A 25130-nucleotide genomic window follows, 5' to 3' on the forward strand; every position below is an offset into this window, starting at 1 on the left:
TGACTCCTTTCAACTCGCGCCGCTGCCTACGAGCATGCTGGCAAGCACTCATTGTCGCAGCAGGCCGAATTGCAGGAAAGCTCAGATCGATGGCGGCCGGCGTGCTAGCTGCGAAGCGCGACCGCGGACTTCATTGGTATTAACATGAAAGAAACTGCATTTGAGAAAAACCGTTCCTTCGTTATCATTCGCCGTGCAACAACTGGCCCGCCCCGCACCCTCGCAGGAAGTCACGGATGACTCACGCGACCCGTACATTCATTTCGCTGTTCGCTTTGCTCGCTACGGCTTCGTCCGCTCAGCAGCTGGCCGCGCAGAACTTTCAGCCCACCAATCAGCAACCGGCGGCCACGCAAGCGAATCCCCCTTCGCGCTACGCTCAAGCGGTTCCGCAGCAGTTGCCAGTTCAGGGGCCGGCGCAGCCAATTCAATCGCAGCCCCGGCAATCGGTCTATGGGCCGAATCCTGCATCTGCCGCGCCGAACCAGATTCAACCGGTCGCCCAAAATCAAGTTCAACCCGCTGGTGGGCAGCAACCCATTCGTCAGCCGGCTGCTGGCCAAGGCATACCTCTCCCTGGTCAAGGTAATCCGCTCAACGTGCCCAGGGCCGCGCTCGTTCCCGCTGGACCTATGCAGCCCGAATGGTACCCGCTTGCTCCCGAAGTACAGGAGTGGGTCGACCGCGTGCTGAAGCACTGGGAAGAACGGAGCGACAAGGTCAAGACACTGGAATGCAAGTTTCAAAAATGGGAATACGATCCGGCCTACATGCCCAATGAAACAGCTCGGCTGCAATTGTCGGGTCAACTTCACACGCTGCCGTTTCGCGCCTACTCCGCGGGGACCATCAAGTATGCTGCGCCGGACAAAGGACTCTTCAAGGTCGACGATTTGCAAACGATCACGCTGGGCAAGCCCGGCGAGAAGCATACTTACTTCAAACAGCCAGCTGAAAATGGCGAGCATTGGATCTGCGATGGCAAACGAGTTTTCGCCTTCGACTCGCGCAGCAAGCAAGTGATCGAGCAAGTCTTGCCGCCCGAGATGCAAGGCAAAGCGCTGGCCGATGGTCCGCTGCCTTTCATGTTCGGTGCCCGAGCCGAGACCATCAAAGCCCGCTATTGGATTCGTCCTCTGCAGGCCGACAGCAAAAATGAGTATTGCCTCGAAGCGGTTCCCAAATCGCGCCAGGATGCTGCCAACTTCAAGATGGTGCAGATTGTGCTCGATCACGAAGTTTATCTGCCGATTCGCATGCAAATCTTCGAGAGCGACTTCAGCCCGCAAAACCCCCATCGCACTGCCTATAAATTCGACAAACGGGTCGTGAACGACGAGAGTGCCATTGCCAATCTCCTCAATCCGCTAGGGCTGCCGATTCCCAATCCCTGGCATCGCGATTTCTTCGATGTGAAGACGCCAGCCGGTTGGAAGCGGATCGTCCAAAACCCCGAGGGTCCACCGCAGCCAGGACCGAACACCGCTGCTGTCCCTCCCCCAGGGCAAGTGCCTGCCAAGCGCTAAGGCTACCGTGATGCGGCGAAGTGACTAAATTCGCCTTCACAAAAGAGCGATTGCCGTCCAACAGCGGGCTCATTGTTCAACACCCCCCTTTTGCGGTCGTCAACTGCAAGCTGTTTCGCTGCCACGAATTGCGCCCAACTTGCCAATTCTGAAATCATCCTCTTTGTTGATTAATCTCGGCGGCACCCTTCGCCGCCGTTTCTGAATTCCTAGGAACGTCGCCAAGCGGTTCTTCGCGACGACACAATGCTCCCGCCGCGCAGGCGCGCTACTTCCGCCGGGCGGCCAAACAGCTGATTGCATCATTAACAACTGTTGATCAATTGTCAATCATCTGCCAACAACATTTTTGTGCTATACGGCCCAGGCGATCCGAGCAGCCACAGCCATTTTCCGTATTCTGTCGCCATGCTCAAATTCTGTTTGAGTCACGTCGTCCCGGACCACACCCTGCAAAAAAGATCGGCGGTACGGAACTTAGGGACTGAGAAGCTACCTGCGGAAACAGCAGCCATGGAATACGCCATCCGACTTGAGCAGCAGACTGGTCACCCGTTGGCGGTGGTGCGGCGGCGTGCGAGCAGAGCACAGTTCCCTCAGGTGGTTCCGGATGCGTGCGGCACGGTGTGGAAAGTGGTTCGCGCTCAGCAGATTCCGGGGGCAGGTCGACATGTGGCGGTTTACTTAGACAATGTGGTCAACCTGGAAGTCGGTGTCGAAGTGGAGGCCACCTTTGGTGGCCACGGCGAAGTCATTCGCTCCGCGACACCCGCCGGGCTCGTGGCCAGCACGACTCACTACGGGCCGTATGGCCAATTGGCTCAAGCGCATCAGGCACTGCAGGAGTGGTGTAGGAAAAATGGCCATGCGATGCTAGGACCCTGTTGGGAGATTTACGGTCACTGGCAAGATGCATGGAATACCGATCCAACTCAGATCGTCACGGAAGTCTGTTGTCTGCTTAAGGCGAGTTGAAGAACCAATCGTTAAGACAAATGGAGCCAGCTGAACAGTGTTCGATGTCACGACCATCCCGATGAAGCAGTTCTCACTGCAGTGGAGGCTGACTGATCCGAAGTACCGCGTGTTGCCGCAGGTCCATCTTGAACAAATCAAGCCTCTTGATGAGGGATCTGCCAAGCGACTGTTTGACTTCGCCCAACCCTGGTTCAACGAACTGCCATTCACCCAGGGAAACTTCACTAATGTCGCCTCCATGCCGACGAATGTACAGAGCGATCAAGAGATTCGACTGGTCCGCAAATGGCTCTATCTGCGCGAAGTCTCGTTCCAGCGCCGCGTACTCCTCTCGTGGAACGGGACGGTAGCTGCGATGTCAACGTGGAAGATCGTTGTCAAATACTGGGACGCACTTTGGTACCCAGGTTCAGATGACTTGGTGGCGTTTGACGAATCGCTTTCCTGGGCATTATTTCTATTTCATGAAGAAGTAGCATTTTTTTGCAATGCACCCAGTCCAAGCCAACCGTCCTCGAACCTAAGCGTTCCCTGCCGAAAAAGCATGTCACAATCTGCCGATCTTTACGCCTAGAGCAGCGGCACCACCTGTTCCTAACTCGTGGTTGCCGGTGGACGGCTTCCGGCAGTCGATCGTTCCCTAGTACCCTACTGCGCCGGATTGCATTCGCGCGGCAAATCGTTATCGTAACTCCAACGCGCGATTAGTGATGCGAACAAGTGATAGCTCTCGTTACTGCACTGCCCGGCAGCAGCCGCTATCAGCCAATTGGGTGAGAAATCGGAAGCAAGCATTCGAGCCACTGCCAGCAGTCGCACGGGTTGTGCGGTAGCGGAGCGGGAGCTTGGATTGTTTAGCCGAGCGATGCCGACATTGCCAACAGCGCCTGCGTTTTGCCTTGGCCCGAGCCTTTTCGTTGGCCGGCAGAATCGCGGCCGCCTATTGTGGTAGCGGCGGAAGGAACTGACATCATGCGCAATCAACCGGTCTACTGGTACGAAGGAATGTTCCTTCGCCCCCAGCATTTCCAAGCCGCCGAGCGGTATTGGAACGAGTTGATTGATGTCTCGGAGCAGATCGACCATCCGTATTATTACGGCGTTCGTTCCATTTCTGTCAGCCGCCCCGCCATCGCCAACAACCAGTTTCAAATCACCCTGTTACAGGCGCGCCTCAAAGACGGCACCATCGTCAATCTGGAAGCCGGGCAAGATCCTGACCGGCTCGATCTGAAGGATTCGCTCAGCGGCAAGACCATCGACACGGTGAACCTAACCGAAGCTTTTGAAAAAGAAGCGAAGGTGCGCGTGTTCCTCGCTGTGCCCCGGCTGATGCTCGGGCGAAAAAATGCCGGCACGAAAGAGTCGGCCGATGCCCGCTACGCCATCGACCTCAAGAGCATTCAAGACGAAAACGAAGGTGGCAATGATCAGGAAGTGGAGTTTCGCGGCCTGAACATTCGGTTAATGCTCTCGACGCAGAACTTAACCGGCTACGAAGTGCTCCCCATCGGCCAGGTGAAGCGCGCTGGCGGGCAAGCATCCGCACCGGAACTTGATGCCGAATACATTCCGCCGCTGATTGCCATTGAATCGTGGCCGCCGCTGAGCCGCGATATCATCCGCGTCATATACGACCGCATCGGCGAGAGCATTAACGTGCTGGCCGAACAGTTGTCCGATTTGGACGTGGCGCTGGCTTCCTCCGATCCGCTTGATATCAAGCGCGTGATGATTCTCATGCGCTTGAACGAAGCCTATTCGGTGATCGGCAGTCAGACGTTCGCCTCGGGCGTTCATCCGTACGCCGCGTATGTCGAACTCTGCCGCGTCGTCGGTCAACTGGCGACGTTCGGTCCCAATCGTAAGCCGCCGGAATTTCCCCGCTACGATCACGACAATTTGTACTACGTCTTCAAGTGGTTGAAGGACCAGATCGAAGCGCTGCTGGAAGCAATCCCCAAAGCGGGCTTTGTGCAGCGATATTTCATTGGCTCCGGGCAGGGTTTGCAAGTCAGCTTGGAACCGCAATGGCTGGCCGAAGGTTGGAACTGGTACATCGGCGTGAATCGGGGTTCCCTCTCAGAAACCGAATGCCGCGAACTGCTAAAGCCGGGGTCGGCGAATCTCGACTGGAAGTTCGGCAGTGCGACGATGGTCGACTTCTACCGCCGCAATTTTCACCGCGGCGTGTGGCTGGAAGAAGTGACGCAAACGCCGCGAATTTTGCCATCCAAGGGTCCGTGGTTGTACTATGCCGTAAAGCGGGACAACGAAGCCTGGCAGTACGTGCATAAAGAACAATCGCTGGCCATGCGCCTCAATACCCATTTAATCCGTAATCTCGATTCGCTCCAGGGCAAGCGGGACCTGGTCGTTTCGGTGCGCGGTCAGAGCGTTATTTTGCAATTTGCACTGTTTGCGGTCGCCCCTTTCAAATAACGGCCGCCGAAAGTCATTTTCCCAACTTGTGAGTGATAGCTGCAACCCAGACTTGGCGATCTCGACCCTGCATCAGGTTTTTCCGTTATGAGCCCTCGCTTCGCCAAAGCCGTCGACCCCGTGTTCGCCTACGTCCTCGATTTGATGGACCGGATCGACCGTGGCCAGAAATTGAATCCGCCCGACGAAAAGGTGCGCATCAGTGGCTTGCTGCAAACGGCGGGAACTCACCTGAGCGAAGCGGAAGAATGGTCGCGGTTTGCGAAGTATGCCCTGGTTGCCTGGATCGACTCGGAACTGGCAACGATTCGGGAATGGGAGGGGCGCGATTGGTGGCTCGCCAACTCGCTGGAAATTGATTACCACGGCCAAGGCCTGGCCAACGTCGACTTTTTCGCGCGGGCGCGCGAAGCGGGCATGCTCGCCAATAAAGACGCGTTGGAAGTCTTCTACATCTGCGTGATCCTCGGCTTTCGCGGTTTCTATGAGAACGCGAATACCGAAGACCGGATGCGAATCATCGATGCGTTGCAGTTGCCGCCCGATTTGAAGTCGTGGACCAAGCGACAAGCCCAGGCGATTCGGCTGCAGCAAGAGCGCCCTGCCATTAGCGATACCAGTCGGCCAGCCGATGTGGCTCCCCCGCTGGACGGCAAACAGATGTTACTTGGTACCGCAGTGCTGCTCGCGATTGTCGCGGCCATCTGCTTGCCCATGATTTGGATCATGCTGAAGCTGTAGGAATCGTCATGCGCACGTTGCTCGACATCATCAGCTATCCGTTTCAACTGATTTTCCTTGCGCCCGCAGCGCTCCTGGGTGCGCCGCGCTGGCTCAAGAGCTTGAGCGTAGCGACCCGCGTGGCGCTCGTCGTGTTCGTGTTCATGCTGCTATTCACAGCATTCTCGGCCGCGTATTACCTGCTCGGTTTTCAAGGGCGCGAAGCTCCGGACGTTCTCACCTGGGCGCGCAAGTCGTTCATTCCGCCGCTGGTTCTCACTTTCCTCACGCCGCCGGTCGTTTACCTGGCTGTGCGCTTCTGGCTCGAAGGCCAGGTCTCGCGCTTTCCCGATATCGACGCAGCTTGGAAAGAAGGCGTTGAAGAGTTGGAAAAAGCGGGCGTTTCGTTGACGAACACGCCGATCTTTTTGATCCTCGGCCTGCGTGACGAACGGAACGTGCGAGCGCTGATGCGGTCGACGGGCATCAAATACGCAGTGCAAGGTGTGCCGGAAGGGAACAAGCCGATCCACTTCTACGCCGCCATCGACGAAAAAATCTCCGGTAGCGAAGAGCGATTAAACGCGGTCTACATTTTTGCCGTCGATGCCTGCCGGTCGAGTAAATTGCATCTGCTGGGGCTTTCCGATTCGCTTCGCTCGCGCGCCACGGTCGACGATACGGTGCGGGCCGATTCGCTGCGGGGCACCATGCTTGGCGGCCACGGCGGCGGGGGTAGCGGTGGAGGTGATGTCTCTCGCGGCACCAGCGTGGGGAGCAGTGCTCCAGCAGATCCCATGCGCGGCACGATTGTCGGTGGCGGTGCTGGCCAACCGGTAAGTAGTGCCACGATGTCTCGCGCGCAAATGAGCGGCACGATGATGCCTGGTGGCGGCGGTTCCCATTCAATGCTGCCGCAGGAAAGCGGGATGGGTTCGGCTGTGGCGGTGCTGTCGAAGGCCGAAGCCGCCTATCAAGGAGCACGGCTCGAGTACCTCTGCCATTTGATCTCTCGGAGCCGCGAACCGCTTTGCCCGCTCAATGGAGTGCTGATGGTCACTCCCTTTCAGCTGCTGCGGCGCGGCGATGAACAGTGCCGTCAGTTGGCGCAAGCAGTGCGCGAAGACTTGCGCCTGGTTCAAATGGGAACTCGCCTGCGCTGTTCGGTGGTGTCGCTGATTGGCGGCATGGAGCACGAACGGGGCTTTTTGGAACTCATTCGCCGCGTGGGCTCGACCCGCGCCCGCGATCAACGCCTGGGTAGCAGCTTTAAAACGTGGAATCCGGCGACGATCGAACGGCTGCAATCGATGGCCGTGCATGCCTGCGGCGCGTTCGAAGACAACATCTACAGCCTGTTCAAAGAAGAAGATGGCTACAACAAGGCCGGCAACGACAAGCTTTATAGCTTGATCTGCAAGACGCGCGGCAAGTTCATCGAAAGCTTGGAATACTTCCTCACCGATGCCTTCGCCTTGCAGGATATTCGCGAGACCGACGGCTCGCGCCCCATGCTCTTCAGCGGTTGCTATTTTGCCGCGACGGGCGAAGTCGAAGGTGCGACTGGCTTCATTAAGAGCCTGTTCGACCAGAAGCTGTACCTCATCGAACAAGATAACCTGCAATGGACCGAGTCGGCGATTCGTGATGACGCGAACTATCAAAGCTGGGCGCGGCTCGGCATGCTGGCGAGTGGCCTGCTCGTCCTCACGCTGATTGCGGTAGTAATTTACGCGACCCTGAATAAGTAGATTGGCTTAATTCGCCGCTGAGGCGAATTTTGTTGCTGGTCGCCTTTACGCCAGCACCGCGGCTAGACACGATAGGGCCTGTTTAATTTGGTGAGGTTGTTTGCGAAAGGCTGGAGAGGTTCTGCCGATGCCCAATCCTGCTGACCCGCTGCGTCCGGAGCGCGAAGAGGAAGTTACCTCGCAGCCCGCGGAACCTGCCGCTGATGAAGAGGGCGTTGAAGAAGCGGGGGCCGAGCCCGAGTTTCTGAGCCAGGTAATGAACCAAACTCTGGCCGGTTTGACCTCGACACGCGAGCTCAACCCCAAGTTGGATGCAGCCCTGCTCGACGTCGCCCGGCAATATCCGGGCGAAAGCCTGTCGCTCGATCCGGTGGCCATCGAACTGATCGCCGCCAGCCTGCGCGTGCAATTTCCGGCCATTGCCCAGCGCGAACCGCTCTTGCGGCGCATGAGCCTGTGGGTCGCCGAATCGGTGCTCGCCGATCCCGCTGCGCGGCATCGCTTGGCGGAACTATGGGCCCGCTTGGGAGAGGCCGTGCAATGACCTCGTCCCGCCTGACATCCGATCAATTGGTCTTTGCCAATCAAGGATTGGTTCGCGCGATTGCTCGCGGTATTCATCGCAGCTTGCCGCCATTCATGGAACTCGACGATTTAATCTCCTACGGCCAACTGGGGTTGATGCAGGCCGCGCAGGATTTTGATGCCGATCGTGGGGTACAGTTTTCGACCTTCGCCTACCATCGCATTCGGGGTGCGATTCTTGATGGCACGCAGCAGATGGCCTTCTTCCGCCGCTTCACTCCCAGCCGACAGCAATACGAACGGATGGCTAACGATACGCTGGCCACGAATGCTGCCGATTCGGCTGGCGAAAATTCGTCCGCCACGTCCGACCAGGCCTCGTGGCTGCAAGATTCGAGCGCGCAGCTGGCCGTCGTGTTTCTGCTCAGTCACAGTGCCGAAGATGGGCGCGAGTCGCCTCACTTGGAAGACACCGCTGCGCGTGCGCCCATTCAGGGCCTGCTCGATGACGAATTGAAAGACAAGCTGCACGCGCTGATTGCCGAACTTCCGGAAGAAGCGCGCTCGCTACTGCAGGGCGCCTATTTCGAAGGGCTCACCCTTAAAGAAGCCGGCGAACGACTCGGCATCAGTAAGGCCTGGGCCAGTCGCTTGCATGCTCGCGCGCTCGGTCAATTAGCCCGCGGCCTGCGCCGCATGCAAGTTGCGGACGAGTAATGCAGTGCATTTTGGTTTGGTTACCACTGCAAAATACCTTTGACAGGCCGACGCTCCTCGCCGAAAATCGCGCATCCTGCGACTTCGCTGCGTAAGAGAGGAACCGTCTCATGTACCGCCTGGCTGTCACAATCCTTTTCAGCTTCCTCTCGCTCGCAATTGCCACGAATTCTTCCGCGCTGGGCCAAGATCCTACTCAAGACATCAAGCAGTATTACCCCCGGGTGGGACACAAGTATTCGGGTCAGGCGCTGGGGGCTGTCGTTGCCAAGAGCGCCAAACACGTCGCCGAGATCAACAAACTGAAAGCGGAGGTCGATCTGGCGGCCCTCGCGCAGTTAGTGGCCACAGGAGCCGTGAAGATTGTTCCGCCCGAGGTGATCTTGGAAGTGACCAAAATCCATGAATCCAGCGACGACTACCCCGGCGGCTGCATTGAATTACAGGAATTGATGGGTGCTAAAAAGGGGGATGTGGTCTACATGCTGCCGCTGCAACTGAACAACGTGTTGATGAAGCCAGCAGATGCAGCGACCGCGAAAACGGTATTCGTCCAAGCAGAAGGTGCCGATCCGGACGCGCCCGCTGCTCCGGCCGTTCCCGTTGTGCGCACCTGGAAGGCAGCGGAAGGGAACTTTTCCGTCGTGGCGGAGTTTGTCTCCGTCGCCGATGGCAAAGTGGTTTTGAAGCGGAAGAGCGATGGCAAAGAATTGACCGTGCCACTCGACAAACTCTCGGCTGAAGACAACAAGTGGATTAAAGAACAGGCGAAGTAAGGGCGCGCTACTTTTGGTCGGGCCAGACCGCGGCGCTGCAGCCCTGATCACCCTTACAACACGCGCGAACAACTGCCCTCTCGTAAGGATTGCCGCTGTTCTACTAGCGTGGCCGTCTTTGAGTATTGGCCGCACGAAAACGCTTGTAGCTGCGACTCAATCGAGTTGCAGTCCGCCTGCTCGTTCTGCCGAGCATAGGAAAACAACTTGTGACGTAGCGTTGTCCAGGCATGCCGATCGATCGGATTTCACCAGCTGCCCTGCCTCGCTTTACAGTGCCGATTCTGACGCCTAAGATACCTTCCACGCTGCCGTATGCGGACGGTCGTGGGGACGCAGCGTGGATGGTTGCGAGGGTTGGGGGCGTCCTTTCTCCTCAAGCTGGTTTGCCAATGCCCACTTCGCCTCTGTTGGATTTTGAGGTTCTGCTCGCTCCGGTTCCAGGAGACAATCCTACCGGTGCCTATCTCCGTTATTCGTCGGGTCGCGAATACGACTTGATCCGCGACTTGCGACCCAAACGGGACCAGGCCATTTTTGAAGATGGCAGCGAAGGCCCCCAAGCCGGTCAGTGGAAGCAGATCATCGCTAAGTCGCAGGAGTTCCTGCGCGCGAAGAGCAAAGACCTGCAACTGGCCACGTGGCTGACCGAAGCCCTGGTCAATCAACATGGCTTTACCGGGCTGCGCGATGGTCTGCAGCTGATCACGGGCTTGTTGCAAACCCATTGGGAAGGTCTCTTTCCGCCGGCCGACGATGGCGATCTGGAAATGCGCGTCGCGCCGCTCGAATGGCTGCTAGGCGATACCGCGCTGCCGATCTGGGTTCGCGAGATTCCGCTCTCCGATCGCCCGGCCGAAATGTCGGGCGATGCCGAAAGGAAAACCCCGGTCACTTACAACCTGTGGCACTCCATCAAGGTCAATCGTTCGGCCGATGCCGAACCGTTTCTCGCGGGAATGGAGACCGCCGTCAACAAAACGCCGCCGGCGTTCTTTCGCAAACTGCACGAAGATATTCGCGCCGCCCGCGAAGCGCTCGAGACATTCAATAGCGCGCTCGACGAGCAATTCGGTCGCCTGGCACCTGCTGTTTCCGCCGTCCGGACCGCGATCGAACAATGTCAGAATCGCGTTGAGACGATTTGCCAGGAGCGCAAGATCACCTTGCAGGAGACAGCTGCAGTGAGCGATCCGCAAGAAGCCAGTTCCGCTGGCGAGAGCCCCAGCGAGACATATTCCGGCAGCAACAATGGGCATAGCGGACCGGTTCGTTCGCGGGCCGAAGCACTGGAAAAACTGCGCGAAATTGCCGACTTTCTCCGCCAGGCCGAGCCCCACAGTCCGGTCTCGTATTTGATTCAACGGGCCATCGCCTGGAGTGAAATGCCGTTCGAAAAGTTGCTTTTAGAGCTCGTACAGGACCAAAATGCTCGTGCCCTGATCAACAACACCTTGGGCATTAAGGAAGATACCTACGGTTACGGCGAAGACAGCAGCTCGCACAGTTCGGAGTAACTGCCCGAGCTAACCGATTTCAGCACGGCAATAAATGCTGTAACAAATGGATTGTTTGTACGCCTACTAGCGAAACTCTCTGTTCCACGCGAATTGCTCGCATCCCGATAAACACCAGATCGACGAATACACACTGTCCTAGCAAAAAGGTAGCGAACTATGGCTGGCGAAAGCGTTCAAAAGAAACTCGACCGGGTCCGTCCCCCACGCGTGCAGATTAAGTACGAAGTCGAAACCGATGGTGCCATTGAATTGAAGGAACTTCCCTTCGTGGTTGGTGTGATGGGCGATTTCTCCGGCAAGCCCAACGAACCCCTGCCGCCAATGAAGGACCGCAAGTTTGTCGAAATCGATCGCGACAACTTCCACACGGTGCTGGCCAAGATGGCTCCCCGGTTGGCCTTCCGCGTCGACGACAAAATCTCCGGCAAGGCCGATAGCAAACTCAACGTCGAACTCAATTTCAAGCATCTCGACGATTTCTCGCCCGAAAACGTCGTCCAGCAAATCGAACCTCTGCGCAAGCTGGTCGAAGCGCGGCAACAGCTGGAAATGCTCAAGTCGAAGATGGACGGCAACGACAAGCTGGCCGGTCTGCTCGACCAGGTGCTCGAAAACGCCTCGCTGCAACAACAGCTCGGCAAGTCGCTCAAAGTCGAAGGGGAAAAGAAACCGGAATAAGCCCCCGTCGTTTCCCTTCTCATCATTCATCACCCGGTTCGGAGTTCATTTTTCATGGCTGCCAAAGAAACCCAAGCTGCTGCCGCAGCAGCAGAAACCACGACCACCAGCGAAGACAGCTTTCTCGATCAGGTCGTCAGTGCGACCAAGCCCAAGAGCGACGTTCAACTCGACAACGCCAAAAAGATGCTGCAGACCTTCGTCTCGCAGCTAATGTCGGGCACGGCCACCGTCAGCAAAGACGCAGAGAAGCAAATCAACTACTGGATTGCCGAAATCGACCGCCTGTTGTCGGCCCAGTTGAACGAGATCATGCACTCCGAAGAATTCCAAAAGCTGGAAGGTTCGTGGCGCGGGCTGTTCTATCTCGTCGACAAGACTGAAACCAGCACTCAGCTCAAGATTCGCGTCCTCAACACTTCGAAGCGCGATCTGCTCAAGGACCTCGAAAAGGCCTCCGAGTTCGACCAAAGCGTGCTGTTCAAGAAGGTCTACGAAGAAGAATACGGCACCTTCGGTGGTGCTCCTTATGGCTGCCTCATCGGCGACTATGAGTTCACCAACCATCCTGAAGACATGTCGCTGCTCGAACGGGTCGGCCAGGTGGCTGCCGCCGCACACGCGCCATTCTTCACCGCTGCGGGAGCCAACCTGTTCGACCTCGAAAGCTTCACCGAGATCGACTCGAAGCGCGATCTGGCGAAGATTTTCGACAACGTCGAGTACGCCAAGTGGAAGTCGTTCCGCGAATCGGAAGACTCGCGTTACGTCGGCCTCTGCTTACCGCACATCTTGATGCGGATGCCTTACGGTGCGAAGACCAAACGCGTCGAAACCTTCAACTACGAAGAAGACGTCGACGGTCGCGACCACAAGAAGTATCTGTGGGGCAACGCAGCCTACGCTCTGGGAACGCGGATCACCGATTCGTTCGCCAAGTGCGGCTGGCTCGCGTCGATCCGCGGCGTGGAAGGTGGCGGTCTGGTCGAAGGCCTGCCGACTCACACGTTCAAGACCGACGAAGGCGATGTCGCCCTCAAGTGCCCGACCGAAGTGGCGATCACCGATCGTCGCGAAAAGGAATTTGCCGACCTCGGCTTCATTCCGCTTGTGCATTGCAAGGGGCGCGACTACGCCGCCTTCTTTGCCGCTCAATCGGCCCAGAAGCCGAAGCTCTATAACAAGGATACCGCTAACGCGAATGCTCGTCTGTCGACGCAACTGCAGTACATGCTGTGCGTCTCGCGCTTTGCTCACTACTTGAAGGCGATGGCCCGCGACAAAATCGGCAGCTTCATGAGCCGCAAGGCTTGCGAAAACTGGCTGAACGAATGGATTGAGACCTACAAACACCCCAATCCAGAAACCGCCAACCAGGAATCGCTGGCCAAGATGCCGCTGGCCGAAGCCCGCGTCGACGTGCGTGAAATCCCCGGTCGCCCCGGCCAATACGAGGCCGTTGCTTACCTCCGTCCGCACTTCCAACTGGACGCTCTGAACGTCAGCATGCGTCTCGTGGCTCAACTCCCTCCGCCCAAGGGTGGTTAGTCCTTTCGCGCTAGCAGCCTGATTAAAAATCCCTCGCGGGCCGGACTAACCTCCGGCCCGTTTTTATTTGGCGTTTGAGGAAAGAGGCTGCGGGCGAAGCGGGGAAAGCGAATTGCGGGATGGAAGATTTTGTCTGTAAGGCTCGGCGCGGACGCCGGTAGATGTTCGTATGTTCCGGCGAGCCGCGGCGGTGTCGCCGATTTGCTAGCTGGCCAGGCTCTGGTACGTTGTGGCTAGAGGCGGAGCCTGAAGAAGTCCGTTGGTTCATTTCCTGCAAGGAGAATTGGTATGCGAATCGTATTTGGTTTGTTGGCGGCCCTGGGATTGATGTTGGGCCTGGCGAGCGTGACGATCGCTGCGGAAGCAGTCCCTCTGAATAAGGGCGTGGCGACCATTTCGGCAGCGAATTCGAAGATTACGTTTGTCGGTACGCACTCGGGCGATAAGCCCGACCCACGAGTTGGTGGCTTTGCCAAATTCACCGGGCAGGTGAAGGTCGATCCAACGACCAAGAGCTTGACCGGCATCACGGCCGAGATCGATACCAGTTCGCTCTTCACGCCCATTCCTAAGCTGACCGATCACCTGAAGAACCCCGACTTTTTCGAAGTGCGCGAGTATCCCACGGCCAAGTTCGAATCGACCAAGGTCACACCCGGCAAAGCGGGCACGGCCACGGTCACCGGTAAGTTGACGCTCCACGGCGTGACCAAAGAAATCAGCTTTCCTGCGACCACTGCGGTGACTGCAGAAGGCGTAACGCTGACGAGTGAATTCGCCATTCAGCGGAGCGAGTTCGGCATGACCTATGGTGCTGGCAAAGTCGACGACAAGGTCTCGCTGACGGTCGTCGTGGGCGAGAAGACAGTTGCTCAGTAAGCATCTTGTTCGATGTCGAAGGCCCGAGTGAAAGTCAGCACCTGCCATGCTCGAGTTGCTTGAGTTCCTGCTTTACTCTGCTGTGATCCCCGCGATCACAGCAGTGATCGTCGCCATTACACTGCGGCGGTTGTTGCCCACCACCATCGGTGCGGGCTGCTCGTTCGCAGTGGGTGTCGCGGCTGGGTTCTTCGTGGGATACGCCCTGCTACCCGAATGGGCACCACTCGTGCCCGAGCGGCACTGGCAATGGCTGCCTCACCTGGCATTTTCGGCAGCATTCGTCGGCTGTGTGATCGGTGCCGGTCGGTGGCCGGCCTGGAGCAGCGGGCTGTTGTACTGCGCACTCGGCCTGCTCACCGCGTGGCTGATTGTTCCCAGTTGGGTCCAGCCCACACGCCTCGGCATGATTCCTCTGGTAACGGCCTACATCGCGGGAATCAGCCTGTTTTTGGTCATGCTGCCTGCCCGTTTGCGCGGCCGGCTGTTCCTTTTTCTGCTGGCCGCTTGCGCGGCATCGACAGCGCTGGTGGTGTTTATTGAAGTGGCCAAATATGGGCAGGTAGCAGTCATCGTGGCGCCTGCCATCGTGGCTTGTTGGGTTGCCCTCTTGCTCCAAGCACGCCTGTGGCCGCAGCCAGAGGCGAATGCCACCGAATCGTTGGCTTGGGCGACTGCCGCGCTAATCCCGGTCTATGTGTTGATTGCCGGTGGTAGCGCCTTCGTGGGTGCCATTGAACCCACCAGGCCCGTCTATTGGCTGCTCGCTGTTCCGGCAGCGCCACTGGCGCTCTGGCTCTTTGTGGTCGGCCCGTTGGCTCGCTTAACTGGCATTCAGGCAGTTCTGGCCCAGACATTTGCGGTGGCGGTCATTCCGCTGGTGGTCGTCGGAATCTCGGCGATGAATGCAATGGCCACGCCGGTCGATTCTGCTAACGAGTGGAGTAGTTCCCCACCGTCACCCCCTTCGGCAGTGTTCGTCGCGCGCGGCTAATGGTATTTTGAGGGCTGACTTGCTTACCAGCTTTGATGCCTTTTCTTGCCACTACCCGTGTCCCAATCTGCCACGCTTACCACCGATCAGGCTTTTGAAGTGCCGCCCGAACGCCGGCCGCGGCATGTCGCTGTGATTATGGACGGCAACGGTCGGTGGGCTCAGCGGCGGAACTTACCCCGCATCGAGGGGCACCGTCGCGGCGTCAACAGCGTGCGGCAGACGGTCGAAGAAGCTGCCCGGCTGCATCTGCAGCAACTCACCCTCTTTTGCCTGTCGAGCGAAAACTGGAAGCGACCGCAGCGGGAACTCGATTTTCTCATGCATCTGCTCGAGCAGTACATGATTGAGGAACGGGCCACGATCTTGCGACAAAACATCGTCGTTTCGATCATTGGCCGCCGCGAAGGAATTCCGGAAGCCACGCTCCGTGAAATGGACGAAACCGTGCGCCTGAGTGCTGCCAACAATGGCACGCGGTTATGCCTGGCCATTAATTACGGCAGTCGGCTCGAGATTGTCGACGCCACGCGGGCAATCGCGCGGGCAGTGAGGGATGGTCACCTGCAGGTCGATCAAATCGACGAGCAGACGATTTCCGACCATTTGTATACGCGGGGAATGCCCGATCCCGATTTGCTCATTCGCACGGCTGGAGAAATGCGAATCAGCAATTATCTGCTGTGGCAAATTAGCTATGCCGAGTTGTGGGTGACCGAGCGCTGTTGGCCCGAGTTCGAGATTGCCGACCTGCATCAAGCCCTGCGCGATTTCGCTGGGCGCGATCGCCGCTTCGGCGGGCTCAAGAGCTGAAAGGGTCGGCCGTGCTGCGTTGGCGTTTGCTTTCCTCCTTCATCATCATTGCCGTGATGCTCGCCCTCATCGCGCTCGACCATCGCGAAGTGGGACTGGGCATACCCGGCGTCTGGCTGTTGCCGATGCTGCTCATTGTCACGGTGCTGGCAACGGAAGAAGTCATCTCGCTGCTGCGGAACCAAAATCATCGCCCCGTGGAATGGGTGACTTATGTCGGCAGTTTGGGCATTGCCGTGGCTGGTGCCGAGAAACTGATCAAGGAGTTGAGTTTTCAGTTTCACTTGACGCCGAACTATCCCGCCTGGGAAGGCTGGCCCATGCTGGCCGTCGCCGGTGGCGTGATTCTGGCGTTTGGCGGCGAGATGTGGCGGTTTCGCAAGGCAGGGGAAGGAGCGATCGTCAACGCGGCGCTGTCGATCTTCGCGATGATCTATGTCGGCGGGTTGATGATGTTTCTGGCCTGGCAACGACTCGATCACGGCACGTTCGCGTTCCTCTCCATTCCGATCGTCGTGAAATTTGCCGATACCGGTGCCTACACGTTTGGCCGCCTGTTTGGTCGCCACAAGATGACGCCGCTGCTCAGCCCGGGCAAAACCTGGCAAGGTGCCGTTGGAGGGTTGCTTGCCGGCTGCGCGGCTAGTTGGCTTAGCTTCACCTACTTGCAGCCAGCGATTACGCCAGCCTCGGCCACTGGCCCAGCCTCCAATTCACTCGTGGCGATTCTGCTCTATGGCTTCGCCCTGACCCTCGCGGGGATGCACGGCGACCTGGCCGAATCGCTCCTCAAGCGCGATATGAATCGCAAAGACAGCAGCACCTGGCTCCCTGGTCTCGGCGGCGTGCTCGATATCATCGACAGCCTGTTGATCGCCGCGCCGGTGGCGTTTTTGTTTTGGCATATGGGCTGGGTGAGGTGAGCAGGGATGAAGGGTGGAAGAGACCAAGGGATTGAAGGGAAAAAACTAAAACGGAAGCGAAACTACCGAATCTCTACCTGCTCTCCAGCGATTTCTACTTCCCTTCCTCCCTTCCTCCCTTCCTCCCTTATAATCACCCCATGCCCAGCAACGGAGTACATGCTTGTGACTGACAATGAAGGTGAACTCGTACCCGATCCGGTGATTCCGCGGTTCAATCCCGACGGGGCCGCGATGGGGAACGATGACGACCGTCTGAAGCATATCGAAGACCTGATTCAAACCATCAAGGAATCAGCGGACAAGATGGCAGCCGACGGCAGCAGTCGCGGCGACTTAAAACTCATCAGTCGCACGCTGCGCGAGTTGCGCTATGCATTCAAGGTGTTTGCTCCTTATCGCAAGCGGCGAAAAGTAACCGTATTCGGTTCGGCCCGCACCAAGCCGGAAGAGCCCGCCTATCAAGAGGCCGTTCATCTGGGGCGCGTCTTTGCCGAGAACGACTGGCTGGTGGTGACCGGCGCTGCAGCGGGCATTATGGAGGCGGGGCACCAAGGTGCCGGTCGCGAGCACTCGATGGGGCTCAACATCATGCTCCCCTTCGAGCAGCAGGCCAATCCCGTGATTCGCGACGATCACAAGCTGGTCCACATGAAGTACTTCTTCACGCGCAAACTGATGTTCGTGAAGGAGTGCGATGCGGTGGTCTGTCTGCCCGGCGGCTTTGGGACGCTCGACGAAGCGATGGAAGTCATCACGCTGCTGCAAACTGGCAAGCGCGATATGGTTCCCGTCGTGCTGCTCGACCCTCCGGGGGGCAAGTACTGGGCGGACCTCGATCAATTCCTCAAAAGCCACTTGCTCGGCAATCGCCTGATCTCGCCGGAAGATCAGTATCTCTACACCGTCTGCGATAGCTACGAAGTGGCCCTGCAAGAAGTCCTCAACTTCTTCAAGGTTTATCACAGCATGCGGTACGTGAAGCGAGAACTCGTGTTTCGCCTGAACGAACCGCTCGAGCCCGCGCTGCTCGAAGCCATTCAAGCGAACTTCAAAGACATTCTCGCCGAAGGGACCTTCACCCAGCGGGACGCACTCCCCGCCGAGAAGGATGAGCCCGATCTGGCGCAAAAAGCGCGGCTGGTCTTTACATTCAATCGTCGCAACTTCGGCCGCCTCCGGTTCCTCATCGACACCATCAACCTCGGCCGCCTTGCCCCCAGTCGCTTCGGCAATAAATAGAGAACTCGCACCATGCTCATCCACCGTGGCCTCTCGCTGCTGCTGTTGCTCGTCGTTGTTTCCGCACTTCACGCTGGCGATTGGCCTCAAATCCTCGGTCCCAATCGAGACGGCCATGCCGATGGAGAAAAGCTCGCAGAAAAATGGCCGGCGGCGGGTCTGAAGCCCGCTTGGACCTACTCGCTCGGCAGTGGATATGCTGGCCCGGCGATTGTCGGCAAGCAAGTGATTGTGTTTCATCGACGCGACGATGAAGAGATCGTCGAGTCGGTCGATCTGACCACGGGCAAGTTGATCTGGCGAACTGCCTTCCTCGCTACGTACCGCGGCGGTATTGATTCCGATACTGGCCCCCGCTGTGTGCCGGTGGTCGCGGGCGATTCGGTGTATGTCTTTGGCGCTGCCGGTGACTTGCACTGTGTGGACCTGACGAACGGCAAAGAGCGCTGGTCGCGCAGTCTGTTTGCCGATTACGGCGGCGATGAAAATTATTTCGGTGCCGGTAGCACCCCGCTGGTGATTGGGGACCGCGTCATTTGCAACGTTGGCGGCAACAAGGCGGGGCTTGTGGGCGTGGATGCCAAAACCGGTAAGACGGTGTGGCAAGGAACCGAAGAAGGAACCAGCTATTCGTCACCTACAACCGTAACGATTGCCGGCAAACCACAAGCGCTGTTCGTCACTCGCCTCAATGCCCTGCTCGTCGATCCCGTTACTGGCACCACCAGCAAACTTCTTCCCTTTGGTGCCCGCGGACCGACCGTGAACGCTGCGACGCCGCTCGTGTTCGATGGAACGGTCTTCCTCACGGCCAGCTATAATATCGACGCTGTCCTGGCAACCATTCAGTCACCCGCTGAAGTTCGTTGGCACGACGGCGACACGCTCAGCAGCCAGTATGTGACACCCATTTATCACAAGGGTTACCTCTACGGCATTCATGGTCGCGAAGACTCGAATACCCCCGGCGCGTTCCGCTGCATCGAAGCCAAGACCGGCAAGCTCGCCTGGGAGAAGCCCAGCTTTGGCATCGCGCATCTAATTCTCGCTGGCGATAAAATCCTGCTTGCCAAGCTCAATGGCGAACTGATCCTTGCCGCAGCTGATTCAACCGCTTATCGCGAACTGGGCCGCGCCTCGATTGCCGCCGACAAGACCCGCGCCATTCCAGCCCTCTCGCAAGGCTGCTTCTTCACCCGCACCACCGAGAATGGCCAAGGCAAGCTGATTTGCGTGCGCGTGGGAGAGTAGTAGCTGCCGCAACCAACCTTGCCAAGTTTGTTGGAGTCCGATCATGACGCTTCGCGTGCTTATCGCCAGTTCGCTGTTGCTGGCACTCCCTGGGCTGGTGAAGGCTCAAACCTGGACATCGCCCGATGGTTTCCTGACGGTTGCAATTCCTGACACGAAGCAATTTCAAGAATTTCCGAAGCCACCGGAACCTCTGCTTGTGTTGTGGGTCTCTCAGGATGAGTCGACGAGATTCGGCGTTAGTAAATTGCCCATTCCACTCAAGATGAAGCTATTGCAGGACTCGGTTGAGAAAGGGTTTGCAGAGCAAATCGGTGCCAAGGTAAGCCGCTCACCAGCGACAAACGTCGCCGGGCACGAAGTGTGGAACATGTCGGCTAAAGGTCCGATCCTGGAAAGCACACAAGCGATGGTCCGTCATGAGGACGCTGTCTATACGCTGCTGACGGTTACGACCAACGGCGATCTCGACACCGAGGCGACTAATCTTTTTATTAAGTCATTGGCAATTTCAGTGCCACCTAACAGGGCGGCAATCGACGCACAGCTACTACCGGATGAAGTCAGAGCGCGCGAGTATTCCTATCGAATGGGCCAAGTAACTGGAGTCGTTGGCATTGTCCTAGTGGCTTATTACCTCTCGCGAAAATTTAGGAAGACTCCAACCGGAAAATCACCGAGCCCGGAGCCGACCGCAACGGACAGCCAGCAAGCAACCTAGTTCGCGGTTTAATCTCAGCGAATCACCCGTCCTCCCGCACTAGCACGCCGTGTCTGCTGCCGCGGTAATCCGCCAAATCGCTAGCGGTGGCGCAGGAAGTTGCGGATTCTGCTCGCGATTCGTCCCAAAACTATTGGCGGGTAACGCAATACAGAGAACAATAGAACGTTGAGCAAGTAGCGAAGTGCTGGGATGAACCCAAGTATTACCTCCCTGTCCGCTGATTGTTCACCCTCCTTTTTAGGCACTGGTATGGATGATTCAGGCGCGCGAGCCATCCGCACGCGATTCGAACAAGCGAATCGACTGGTGGCTGCTGGCCAATTTAGCGAAGCGGCGGCAATCTTTGCCGAATGCGTCAGCGGTGAACCGGCGAATTCCGACTTCGTCGATTCCTGGCTGTTAGCGTTGTCGCGCGCGCCCGTTCCTCAGCCTCTCGATGTCCGCTCCGCTCCCTTCGCCGCACTCGCCAGTCTGGCCACCAACGAAGAATGGGACCAGGTTCTGCAGCGCGGCATTCCGCTGCTGAATGAATTCCCGCGCCGCGTGCCGCTGCTGCAAACCATGGCCACGGCCTCCGCGTCGCTCGGCTACTTTGAAGCGGCCGACTGCTATTTAGAAGCCGCAATCGCGCTGGCACCCGACCAGGCCGATCTGCTCCGTCAGCGGGCGAAGTTGCTTGCCCAGTTGCGTCGCTACGACGAAGCTCTCACCACCTGGATGGCCGTCGAACGGGTCTCGCCCGAAGATGCCGGCGCCGCCGGAGCGATTGCTTCGCTGGCCATCGAACGAAGCCGGCGGCGCAATGGCCTCAAGCGCCGCAGCGAAGATTATCGCGCCGCGGAACCCAAGCCCCGCGTTCGCCCCGACCAAATCCAGCCCGCTGCCCGCGTGTTCGGTTCGCTGGCGATGCCCACGACCACCAACGCGCCGGTACCGCGCACGCTCATACAAGAACTGGAACTGGCCGTGCGGGAGTTTCCCTCGCACGCGCAGAATTATCTGCAACTGGCCCCGCTTTACTTGGAGCGGAATCGCGAGCAGGATGCCGAGCGAATGCTCAATCGCGGCCGCGCCGCCACCGACAACGATCCGCGCGTCGTCGCTCTGTGGGAAGACGTGGCGATGAAGGTCTCGGAAGAACGCGTCGCACTCGCCCGCCAGGATGCCAACGAACATCCGTCGGAAGCCACGCAGAACGCGCTCGCACAGGCGCTGCGCGAGCGCGATCGGCTGGAGATTGCCGTCTTCACTTCGCGCAGTCAGCGCGAACCGGAGAAACTGGCGCTGCAGTACGAACTGGGCGTGCGCCTTAAGCGTGCGTCGAAGTTGCGAGACGCGATCAAGTATTTGACGGCCGCTCTGGGCGATGCCGTAGAGCGAGCGCCAGCGGCGTTTGAGTTGGGTGAATGCCTGCTGCAGCAGGGTGAAGTGGCCCAGGCGATGCACTTTTATCGCCAGGCAGCCGATACCGCGCTCGCCGAACAGGCACACTTTCGCAAGCAGGCCCTTTATCAATTGAGCCTGCTCGCCACGCGCATGAAGCTGCTCAAAGCGGCAGTTCGCTATCTGAAAGAATTGCTGCGCATCGATCCGCGCTATCGCGACGCAGCTGCCATGCTGCAAAGCATTTTGCCCGCGCCAGGCACTAACGCGATGCCACCCACTAGCGGCGATCGACGCGTCACCAGCAGCACACCGACGGCGTAAGATGTCGGTCTACAGTTGAAACCGGAACGTGCGGCAGATCATGCGCCAGGCATGTTGGGCCAGGGTGAGAGTGCCGGCGTGAATGCGGGCCTGGCCCGTTCCTTCGGCGATCCAGCGATCGTCGGTGTCGCTTAGGGGTACGCTGGCCTGAAACGTTTCGGAGACCGGATGCTCGGCACCGTTGGGACCGGTGCGAGTGACGATGCGGCCGCCTGATTTGGCCGACAAGCTGGGGGGGAGCGCGTTCCACGGCTGTTCAGAGAGGTGCTCAATGCGGCCGGCCAGTTTGCGACCGGGCCATTGATCGAGAATTAAATCGACGGCCTGTCCGGGACGAACGAATTCCATGGCATTCTGATCGATGGCAAGGACCGCTTCGAACTCGCCCGACGGCGCGAGCTTGCCAAGCACCGTTCCTTTATCGAGAAATGCGCCCCGATTGCGTTCGGTCAGCGGTCGCCCTGCCCAACTGGCGAGCGTCACCTTGTCGGTGCTGGGCTGCTTTTCAGGGGGCGGCAAGAGTTGCCCTGTGAACGGCGCGACGACGATCATCTTGCGCAGTTCCGTTTCGCGCTGCTGCAGTTGCTTTTGCAACGTACTGAGGGCTTCTTCGGTTTGGGCGATGTCGAGCAAGGCGTTCGGGTCGACGTGTGCTCGCGTCCGCAGTCCATCGATCTTGGCAATCAGGCCGTCGCGCTGGGCTCGCAGCTTTTGTGCAGCGATTTCGGCATCGAGATTGCGCAGCTGCATCAAGGGTTGATCCTTTTCGACATGCCCCTGCGTGACCCACACGTGTACCACTTCGCCGGGCACTTCCACATAAATGGCTTCTGCCCCCTTGGGTTGCAACAGCACGGCACAGGTGATGTTGTGCGGCAGCGGAATGCAGAAGATGGCCGCCGCGAGGCCGGCCAGCGCAATGCCGCTCAGGAGGACTCGCGAGGTTTTCATTTGTTGTCTCCGGCCGGGAATGCGAAAGAGTTGAATCACGCGCCATAGCGGCAGCAGGATCATTGTGGCGAGCGATATCAGCACCAGCCCCTGCCCGAGCACGGCGAGGCCGTAGGGCTTGAAGACTTGCGTGAGGAACCACAACACCGAGAAGGTGACGAACCAGCCATAGCAGGTCGAGGCGACAGCAAACAGGACGAACCAGATTTGACCGCGGACCGGCAAAAAGGGATCGACGGTTTCTTTCATCCCCAGAAACCAGGCCGACGCTTTGTTCTTAACGAGCGCACTGGCCTTGGGACGCAGGTTGGGAATTTCGAGCAGATCGCAGAGGATGTAGTAGCCGTCGTACCGCATCAGAGGGTTGGCGTTGAACATCAGTGTGCTGACGGAACAGACGAACATGGTGTTGAGGCACAGGTGATGCAACAGCCCGGGCTGCGTGAACCACCAGATCCAGGTGCAGGCTGCCGCGAGCAGAAGTTCGATATACATGCCCGCGGCACCGATCATCGCCCGTCGCCATTTGCTGCGAATCACCCACGAATCGGTGACGTTGCAATACAGGCACGGCGTGAAAACCAGCAGCATCAGGCCTAGCTCGTGCGAGTGACCGCCGTAGCGACGACAGGCCACTCCGTGGCCGAATTCGTGCAGCACTTTCACCAGCGACATGACAACGGCGAGTAACAACCAATTGCTGACGGCGAAGAACTCGCGGAACTGCGGCAACCGACCGGAGAACTCTTGCCACTGCGCTGCGAGCAGCAACCCCGCCGACATGGCAAAGCACACACCAAGCACGAGTGCCAGCGGCGAGAAGAGCCAGCCGAAGGTCGCATTGAGAAAAGTGAGCAAACGGTCGGGATCGATGCCGCGAAAACGCATGGCCAACGGATTGCTGAGCGTGGCCCAAAATTTCTTTCGTTCGCGAGTTTCGTGCCGTTCGCGGAGCGATTCTCCTTGTCCCGCGGCCAGCGAGACGATGAGGTTGCTGCGATGCAACATGGTGAGCAAGTGTTGCAGCTGCGCGACCGCCAGCTTTTGTGGCGAGAACTGTGCCTGGAATCGCTCGCGCAGCTCGTCGAGGCTGGTCTTACCATCGAGCCAGGTAAGGAGCGAGTACTCTTCTTCTTCAAAGCGAAAGTACTTGAGCGCCAGTGGATCTTTGATGACCCAGCACGAGCGACCTTGCCAGGCTTGCTGCACCACTTCCAAATCGGCGCGCATTCGCAGACCCAGCGCTCGGCTGGTGCTGGAGGCGTAGAGTTCCTGGAGATTGGTTTGCATTTGTAGGGTCCGCTGTGCGGACCATGGCATGGGTTAGATTTATGCGATGTCCAAGCGCGGCTGCGAGTCAGCCCCTCACCCCAACCCTCTCCCCGGAGTACCGAGGAGAGGGAGTAAGGATGGGACTAGTGCGTGGCGATGAACATGGTGGCGGTCATGCCAGGGCGAAGAACAGGGTGGCCTTGTTCGCTGCGATTTTGCACCTCGGCCCGGACGCGATACTTGTTTCCCGCTTGGACGAGCGGGCTGATGAACGTAACGGTGCCAGCCAGTTGCGCGGTGCGGCCTTGAGCAAGTGTTACTTCGACATTCACCGGCTTGCCCGCGATGCTTTCAGGACCTACTTCGCTGGCCGAGAGAAATCCTTCCACGCGCAGACGGTCGACGCGGACGATTTGCAGCACAGGCTCGCCGATGTTGACCCATTCACCCTTTTCGTGAAACAGCCCAATTACCAGGCCATCAATGGGCGAGATGATTTTTCGCCGGGCAATTCCCTCATCAGCAGCATCGACGGCCGCTTGCTTCACTTCGGCACCCATGTGGGCGATTTTCATTTCCAGTTTGCTGCGATCGATGCCCAGTTCGTCGCGCTTCTTCGCGAGGCGCAGCTTTTGAATATCCGCAGCAGTGACCGCGCCTGAATTGCGTTTTTCGATGCCCAGCGCGCGATCGAGTTCGGCGGTCGTAACTTCGAACGAGGCCTCGGCGAAGCGAACTTCAATATCGTCGTTGGCCTTGGCGAGCGCAGCATCGCGGTCTTGAATCGCGGCCATCTTTTGCAATTGCGACTGGCGATCGTCGATCTGCGCGAGAACCTGGCCGACGCGCACGTAGTCCCCTTCAGTGACGGCCACGTTCACCAGCGCGCCTGCTTCTTTCGCGGGCACTTGCACATCTTCAATAAGCGACACCAGGCAGTGCGAGATTTGCACCTGGCCATTCACCGACTGCGATGGCGTGATGCCGAAAGTCGAGCGAATCGGCGCGGGGACATTGCCGGCGACGGGCGACTCGCTGGGCGCGACACCCAGCGGATTGCCGAGTGCCGGCACCTGACCCGGCAGGGACAAGAGCGGGCGATTCGGCGGCGCTGCATACAGCGCTAGCGCTGTCGCGCCGCTCAGTCCAGCAGCGACGATGGCATAGCGAAAAAAGGAATTCGTGATTGGCAC

At 58.4% G+C, this 25130-nt stretch carries 22 protein-coding genes; 20 read left to right on the forward strand and 2 right to left on the reverse strand.

The genetic code is table 11. The features are described from left to right. Positions 1–236: 236 nt before the first annotated feature. The 20 genes from ETAA8_RS30145 to ETAA8_RS30240 all read left to right on the forward strand — a co-directional run bounded on the left by ETAA8_RS30145 (position 237) and on the right by ETAA8_RS30240 (position 21714). A complete protein-coding gene (locus ETAA8_RS30145) occupies positions 237–1526 on the forward strand; it encodes a TIGR03009 domain-containing protein (RefSeq protein ID WP_145097789.1) in 1290 nt (429 codons plus the stop codon). Between the two features lie 513 nt (positions 1527–2039). After that, complete coding sequence (locus ETAA8_RS30150; protein WP_145097792.1) at positions 2040–2501, forward strand: GyrI-like domain-containing protein; 462 nt, start codon at positions 2040–2042, stop codon at positions 2499–2501. A 37-nt stretch (positions 2502–2538) separates the two neighbouring features. Next, positions 2539–3078, forward strand: coding sequence for a hypothetical protein (locus ETAA8_RS30155; protein WP_145097795.1), 540 nt, complete (start codon positions 2539–2541; stop codon positions 3076–3078). A 398-nt stretch (positions 3079–3476) separates the two neighbouring features. Further along, complete coding sequence (tssK, locus tag ETAA8_RS30160) at positions 3477–4946, forward strand: type VI secretion system baseplate subunit TssK (protein ID WP_145097798.1); 1470 nt, start codon at positions 3477–3479, stop codon at positions 4944–4946. Positions 4947–5033: 87 nt separating this feature from the next. Continuing rightward, positions 5034–5687, forward strand: coding sequence for a DotU family type IV/VI secretion system protein (locus ETAA8_RS30165; RefSeq protein WP_145097801.1), 654 nt, complete (start codon positions 5034–5036; stop codon positions 5685–5687). Between the two features lie 8 nt (positions 5688–5695). Next, positions 5696–7417: a type VI secretion protein IcmF/TssM N-terminal domain-containing protein gene (locus tag ETAA8_RS30170; protein WP_145097803.1), complete on the forward strand. Its 1722-nt coding sequence runs from the start codon at positions 5696–5698 to the stop codon at positions 7415–7417. Between the two features lie 127 nt (positions 7418–7544). Further along, positions 7545–7961 carry a hypothetical protein gene (locus ETAA8_RS30175; RefSeq protein WP_145097806.1) on the forward strand — a complete coding sequence of 139 codons (417 nt, stop codon included), beginning with the start codon at positions 7545–7547 and terminating at the stop codon, positions 7959–7961. After that, entirely contained in the window at positions 7958–8659 is a 702-nt protein-coding gene (locus ETAA8_RS30180; protein WP_202921352.1) for a sigma-70 family RNA polymerase sigma factor, read from the forward strand. The genes ETAA8_RS30175 and ETAA8_RS30180 overlap by 4 nt, the downstream gene beginning before the upstream one ends. A 110-nt stretch (positions 8660–8769) precedes the next feature. Next, positions 8770–9435: an SHD1 domain-containing protein gene (locus ETAA8_RS30185; protein WP_145097811.1), complete on the forward strand. Its 666-nt coding sequence runs from the start codon at positions 8770–8772 to the stop codon at positions 9433–9435. A gap of 392 nt (positions 9436–9827) precedes the next feature. Beyond that, complete coding sequence (gene tssA / locus ETAA8_RS30190) at positions 9828–10952, forward strand: type VI secretion system protein TssA (RefSeq protein WP_202921353.1); 1125 nt, start codon at positions 9828–9830, stop codon at positions 10950–10952. Between the two features lie 159 nt (positions 10953–11111). After that, on the forward strand, positions 11112–11633 hold the full coding sequence (gene tssB, locus ETAA8_RS30195) for a type VI secretion system contractile sheath small subunit (protein WP_145097817.1): 522 nt from the start codon (positions 11112–11114) through the stop codon (positions 11631–11633). Positions 11634–11687: 54 nt separating this feature from the next. After that, entirely contained in the window at positions 11688–13181 is a 1494-nt protein-coding gene (gene tssC / locus ETAA8_RS30200; RefSeq protein WP_145097819.1) for a type VI secretion system contractile sheath large subunit, read from the forward strand. A gap of 288 nt (positions 13182–13469) precedes the next feature. Further along, positions 13470–14060 carry a YceI family protein gene (locus ETAA8_RS30205; RefSeq protein WP_145097822.1) on the forward strand — a complete coding sequence of 197 codons (591 nt, stop codon included), beginning with the start codon at positions 13470–13472 and terminating at the stop codon, positions 14058–14060. Between the two features lie 46 nt (positions 14061–14106). Next, positions 14107–15054: a hypothetical protein gene (locus tag ETAA8_RS30210; RefSeq protein ID WP_145097825.1), complete on the forward strand. Its 948-nt coding sequence runs from the start codon at positions 14107–14109 to the stop codon at positions 15052–15054. 57 nt (positions 15055–15111) lie between these two features. After that, positions 15112–15867 (forward strand): isoprenyl transferase, encoded by a 756-nt coding sequence (locus ETAA8_RS30215; protein WP_261343584.1) that lies wholly within the window; start codon positions 15112–15114, stop codon positions 15865–15867. Positions 15868–15878: 11 nt separating this feature from the next. Next, positions 15879–16790: a phosphatidate cytidylyltransferase gene (locus ETAA8_RS30220; protein WP_145097830.1), complete on the forward strand. Its 912-nt coding sequence runs from the start codon at positions 15879–15881 to the stop codon at positions 16788–16790. Positions 16791–16949: 159 nt separating this feature from the next. After that, complete coding sequence (locus ETAA8_RS30225; protein ID WP_145097833.1) at positions 16950–18032, forward strand: LOG family protein; 1083 nt, start codon at positions 16950–16952, stop codon at positions 18030–18032. Positions 18033–18044: 12 nt separating this feature from the next. Beyond that, entirely contained in the window at positions 18045–19283 is a 1239-nt protein-coding gene (locus tag ETAA8_RS30230) for a PQQ-binding-like beta-propeller repeat protein (RefSeq protein WP_145097836.1), read from the forward strand. Between the two features lie 43 nt (positions 19284–19326). Beyond that, a complete protein-coding gene (locus tag ETAA8_RS30235) occupies positions 19327–20004 on the forward strand; it encodes a hypothetical protein (protein WP_145097839.1) in 678 nt (225 codons plus the stop codon). 252 nt (positions 20005–20256) lie between these two features. Continuing rightward, complete coding sequence (locus tag ETAA8_RS30240; RefSeq protein WP_202921354.1) at positions 20257–21714, forward strand: tetratricopeptide repeat protein; 1458 nt, start codon at positions 20257–20259, stop codon at positions 21712–21714. Between the two features lie 9 nt (positions 21715–21723). Here the strand turns inward: ETAA8_RS30240 and ETAA8_RS30245 are convergent, their stop codons facing one another. After that, a complete protein-coding gene (locus tag ETAA8_RS30245; protein WP_202921355.1) occupies positions 21724–23955 on the reverse strand; it encodes an HlyD family efflux transporter periplasmic adaptor subunit in 2232 nt (743 codons plus the stop codon). A 125-nt stretch (positions 23956–24080) separates the two neighbouring features. Next, positions 24081–25130: an efflux RND transporter periplasmic adaptor subunit gene (locus ETAA8_RS30250; RefSeq protein ID WP_145097847.1), complete on the reverse strand. Its 1050-nt coding sequence runs from the start codon at positions 25128–25130 to the stop codon at positions 24081–24083.

Origin of the sequence: Anatilimnocola aggregata (assembly GCF_007747655.1) — a bacterium.
Classification (GTDB): domain Bacteria; phylum Planctomycetota; class Planctomycetia; order Pirellulales; family Pirellulaceae; genus Anatilimnocola; species Anatilimnocola aggregata.

What these genes read in the sequence shown, in the direction of transcription:
- ETAA8_RS30145 (WP_145097789.1), top strand. Translation starts at nt 237, where the DNA reads ATGACTCACGCGACCCGTACATTCATTTCGCTGTTCGCTTTGCTCGCT.
- ETAA8_RS30150 (WP_145097792.1), top strand. Translation starts at nt 2,040, where the DNA reads ATGGAATACGCCATCCGACTTGAGCAGCAGACTGGTCACCCGTTGGCG.
- tssK (WP_145097798.1), top strand. Translation starts at nt 3,477, where the DNA reads ATGCGCAATCAACCGGTCTACTGGTACGAAGGAATGTTCCTTCGCCCC.
- ETAA8_RS30165 (WP_145097801.1), top strand. Translation starts at nt 5,034, where the DNA reads ATGAGCCCTCGCTTCGCCAAAGCCGTCGACCCCGTGTTCGCCTACGTC.
- ETAA8_RS30170 (WP_145097803.1), top strand. Translation starts at nt 5,696, where the DNA reads ATGCGCACGTTGCTCGACATCATCAGCTATCCGTTTCAACTGATTTTC.
- ETAA8_RS30175 (WP_145097806.1), top strand. Translation starts at nt 7,545, where the DNA reads ATGCCCAATCCTGCTGACCCGCTGCGTCCGGAGCGCGAAGAGGAAGTT.
- ETAA8_RS30180 (WP_202921352.1), top strand. Translation starts at nt 7,958, where the DNA reads ATGACCTCGTCCCGCCTGACATCCGATCAATTGGTCTTTGCCAATCAA.
- ETAA8_RS30185 (WP_145097811.1), top strand. Translation starts at nt 8,770, where the DNA reads ATGTACCGCCTGGCTGTCACAATCCTTTTCAGCTTCCTCTCGCTCGCA.
- tssA (WP_202921353.1), top strand. Translation starts at nt 9,828, where the DNA reads ATGCCCACTTCGCCTCTGTTGGATTTTGAGGTTCTGCTCGCTCCGGTT.
- tssB (WP_145097817.1), top strand. Translation starts at nt 11,112, where the DNA reads ATGGCTGGCGAAAGCGTTCAAAAGAAACTCGACCGGGTCCGTCCCCCA.
- tssC (WP_145097819.1), top strand. Translation starts at nt 11,688, where the DNA reads ATGGCTGCCAAAGAAACCCAAGCTGCTGCCGCAGCAGCAGAAACCACG.
- ETAA8_RS30205 (WP_145097822.1), top strand. Translation starts at nt 13,470, where the DNA reads ATGCGAATCGTATTTGGTTTGTTGGCGGCCCTGGGATTGATGTTGGGC.
- ETAA8_RS30210 (WP_145097825.1), top strand. Translation starts at nt 14,107, where the DNA reads ATGCTCGAGTTGCTTGAGTTCCTGCTTTACTCTGCTGTGATCCCCGCG.
- ETAA8_RS30225 (WP_145097833.1), top strand. Translation starts at nt 16,950, where the DNA reads ATGCTTGTGACTGACAATGAAGGTGAACTCGTACCCGATCCGGTGATT.
- ETAA8_RS30230 (WP_145097836.1), top strand. Translation starts at nt 18,045, where the DNA reads ATGCTCATCCACCGTGGCCTCTCGCTGCTGCTGTTGCTCGTCGTTGTT.
- ETAA8_RS30235 (WP_145097839.1), top strand. Translation starts at nt 19,327, where the DNA reads ATGACGCTTCGCGTGCTTATCGCCAGTTCGCTGTTGCTGGCACTCCCT.
- ETAA8_RS30240 (WP_202921354.1), top strand. Translation starts at nt 20,257, where the DNA reads ATGGATGATTCAGGCGCGCGAGCCATCCGCACGCGATTCGAACAAGCG.
- ETAA8_RS30245 (WP_202921355.1), bottom strand. Translation starts at nt 23,955, where the DNA reads ATGCAAACCAATCTCCAGGAACTCTACGCCTCCAGCACCAGCCGAGCG.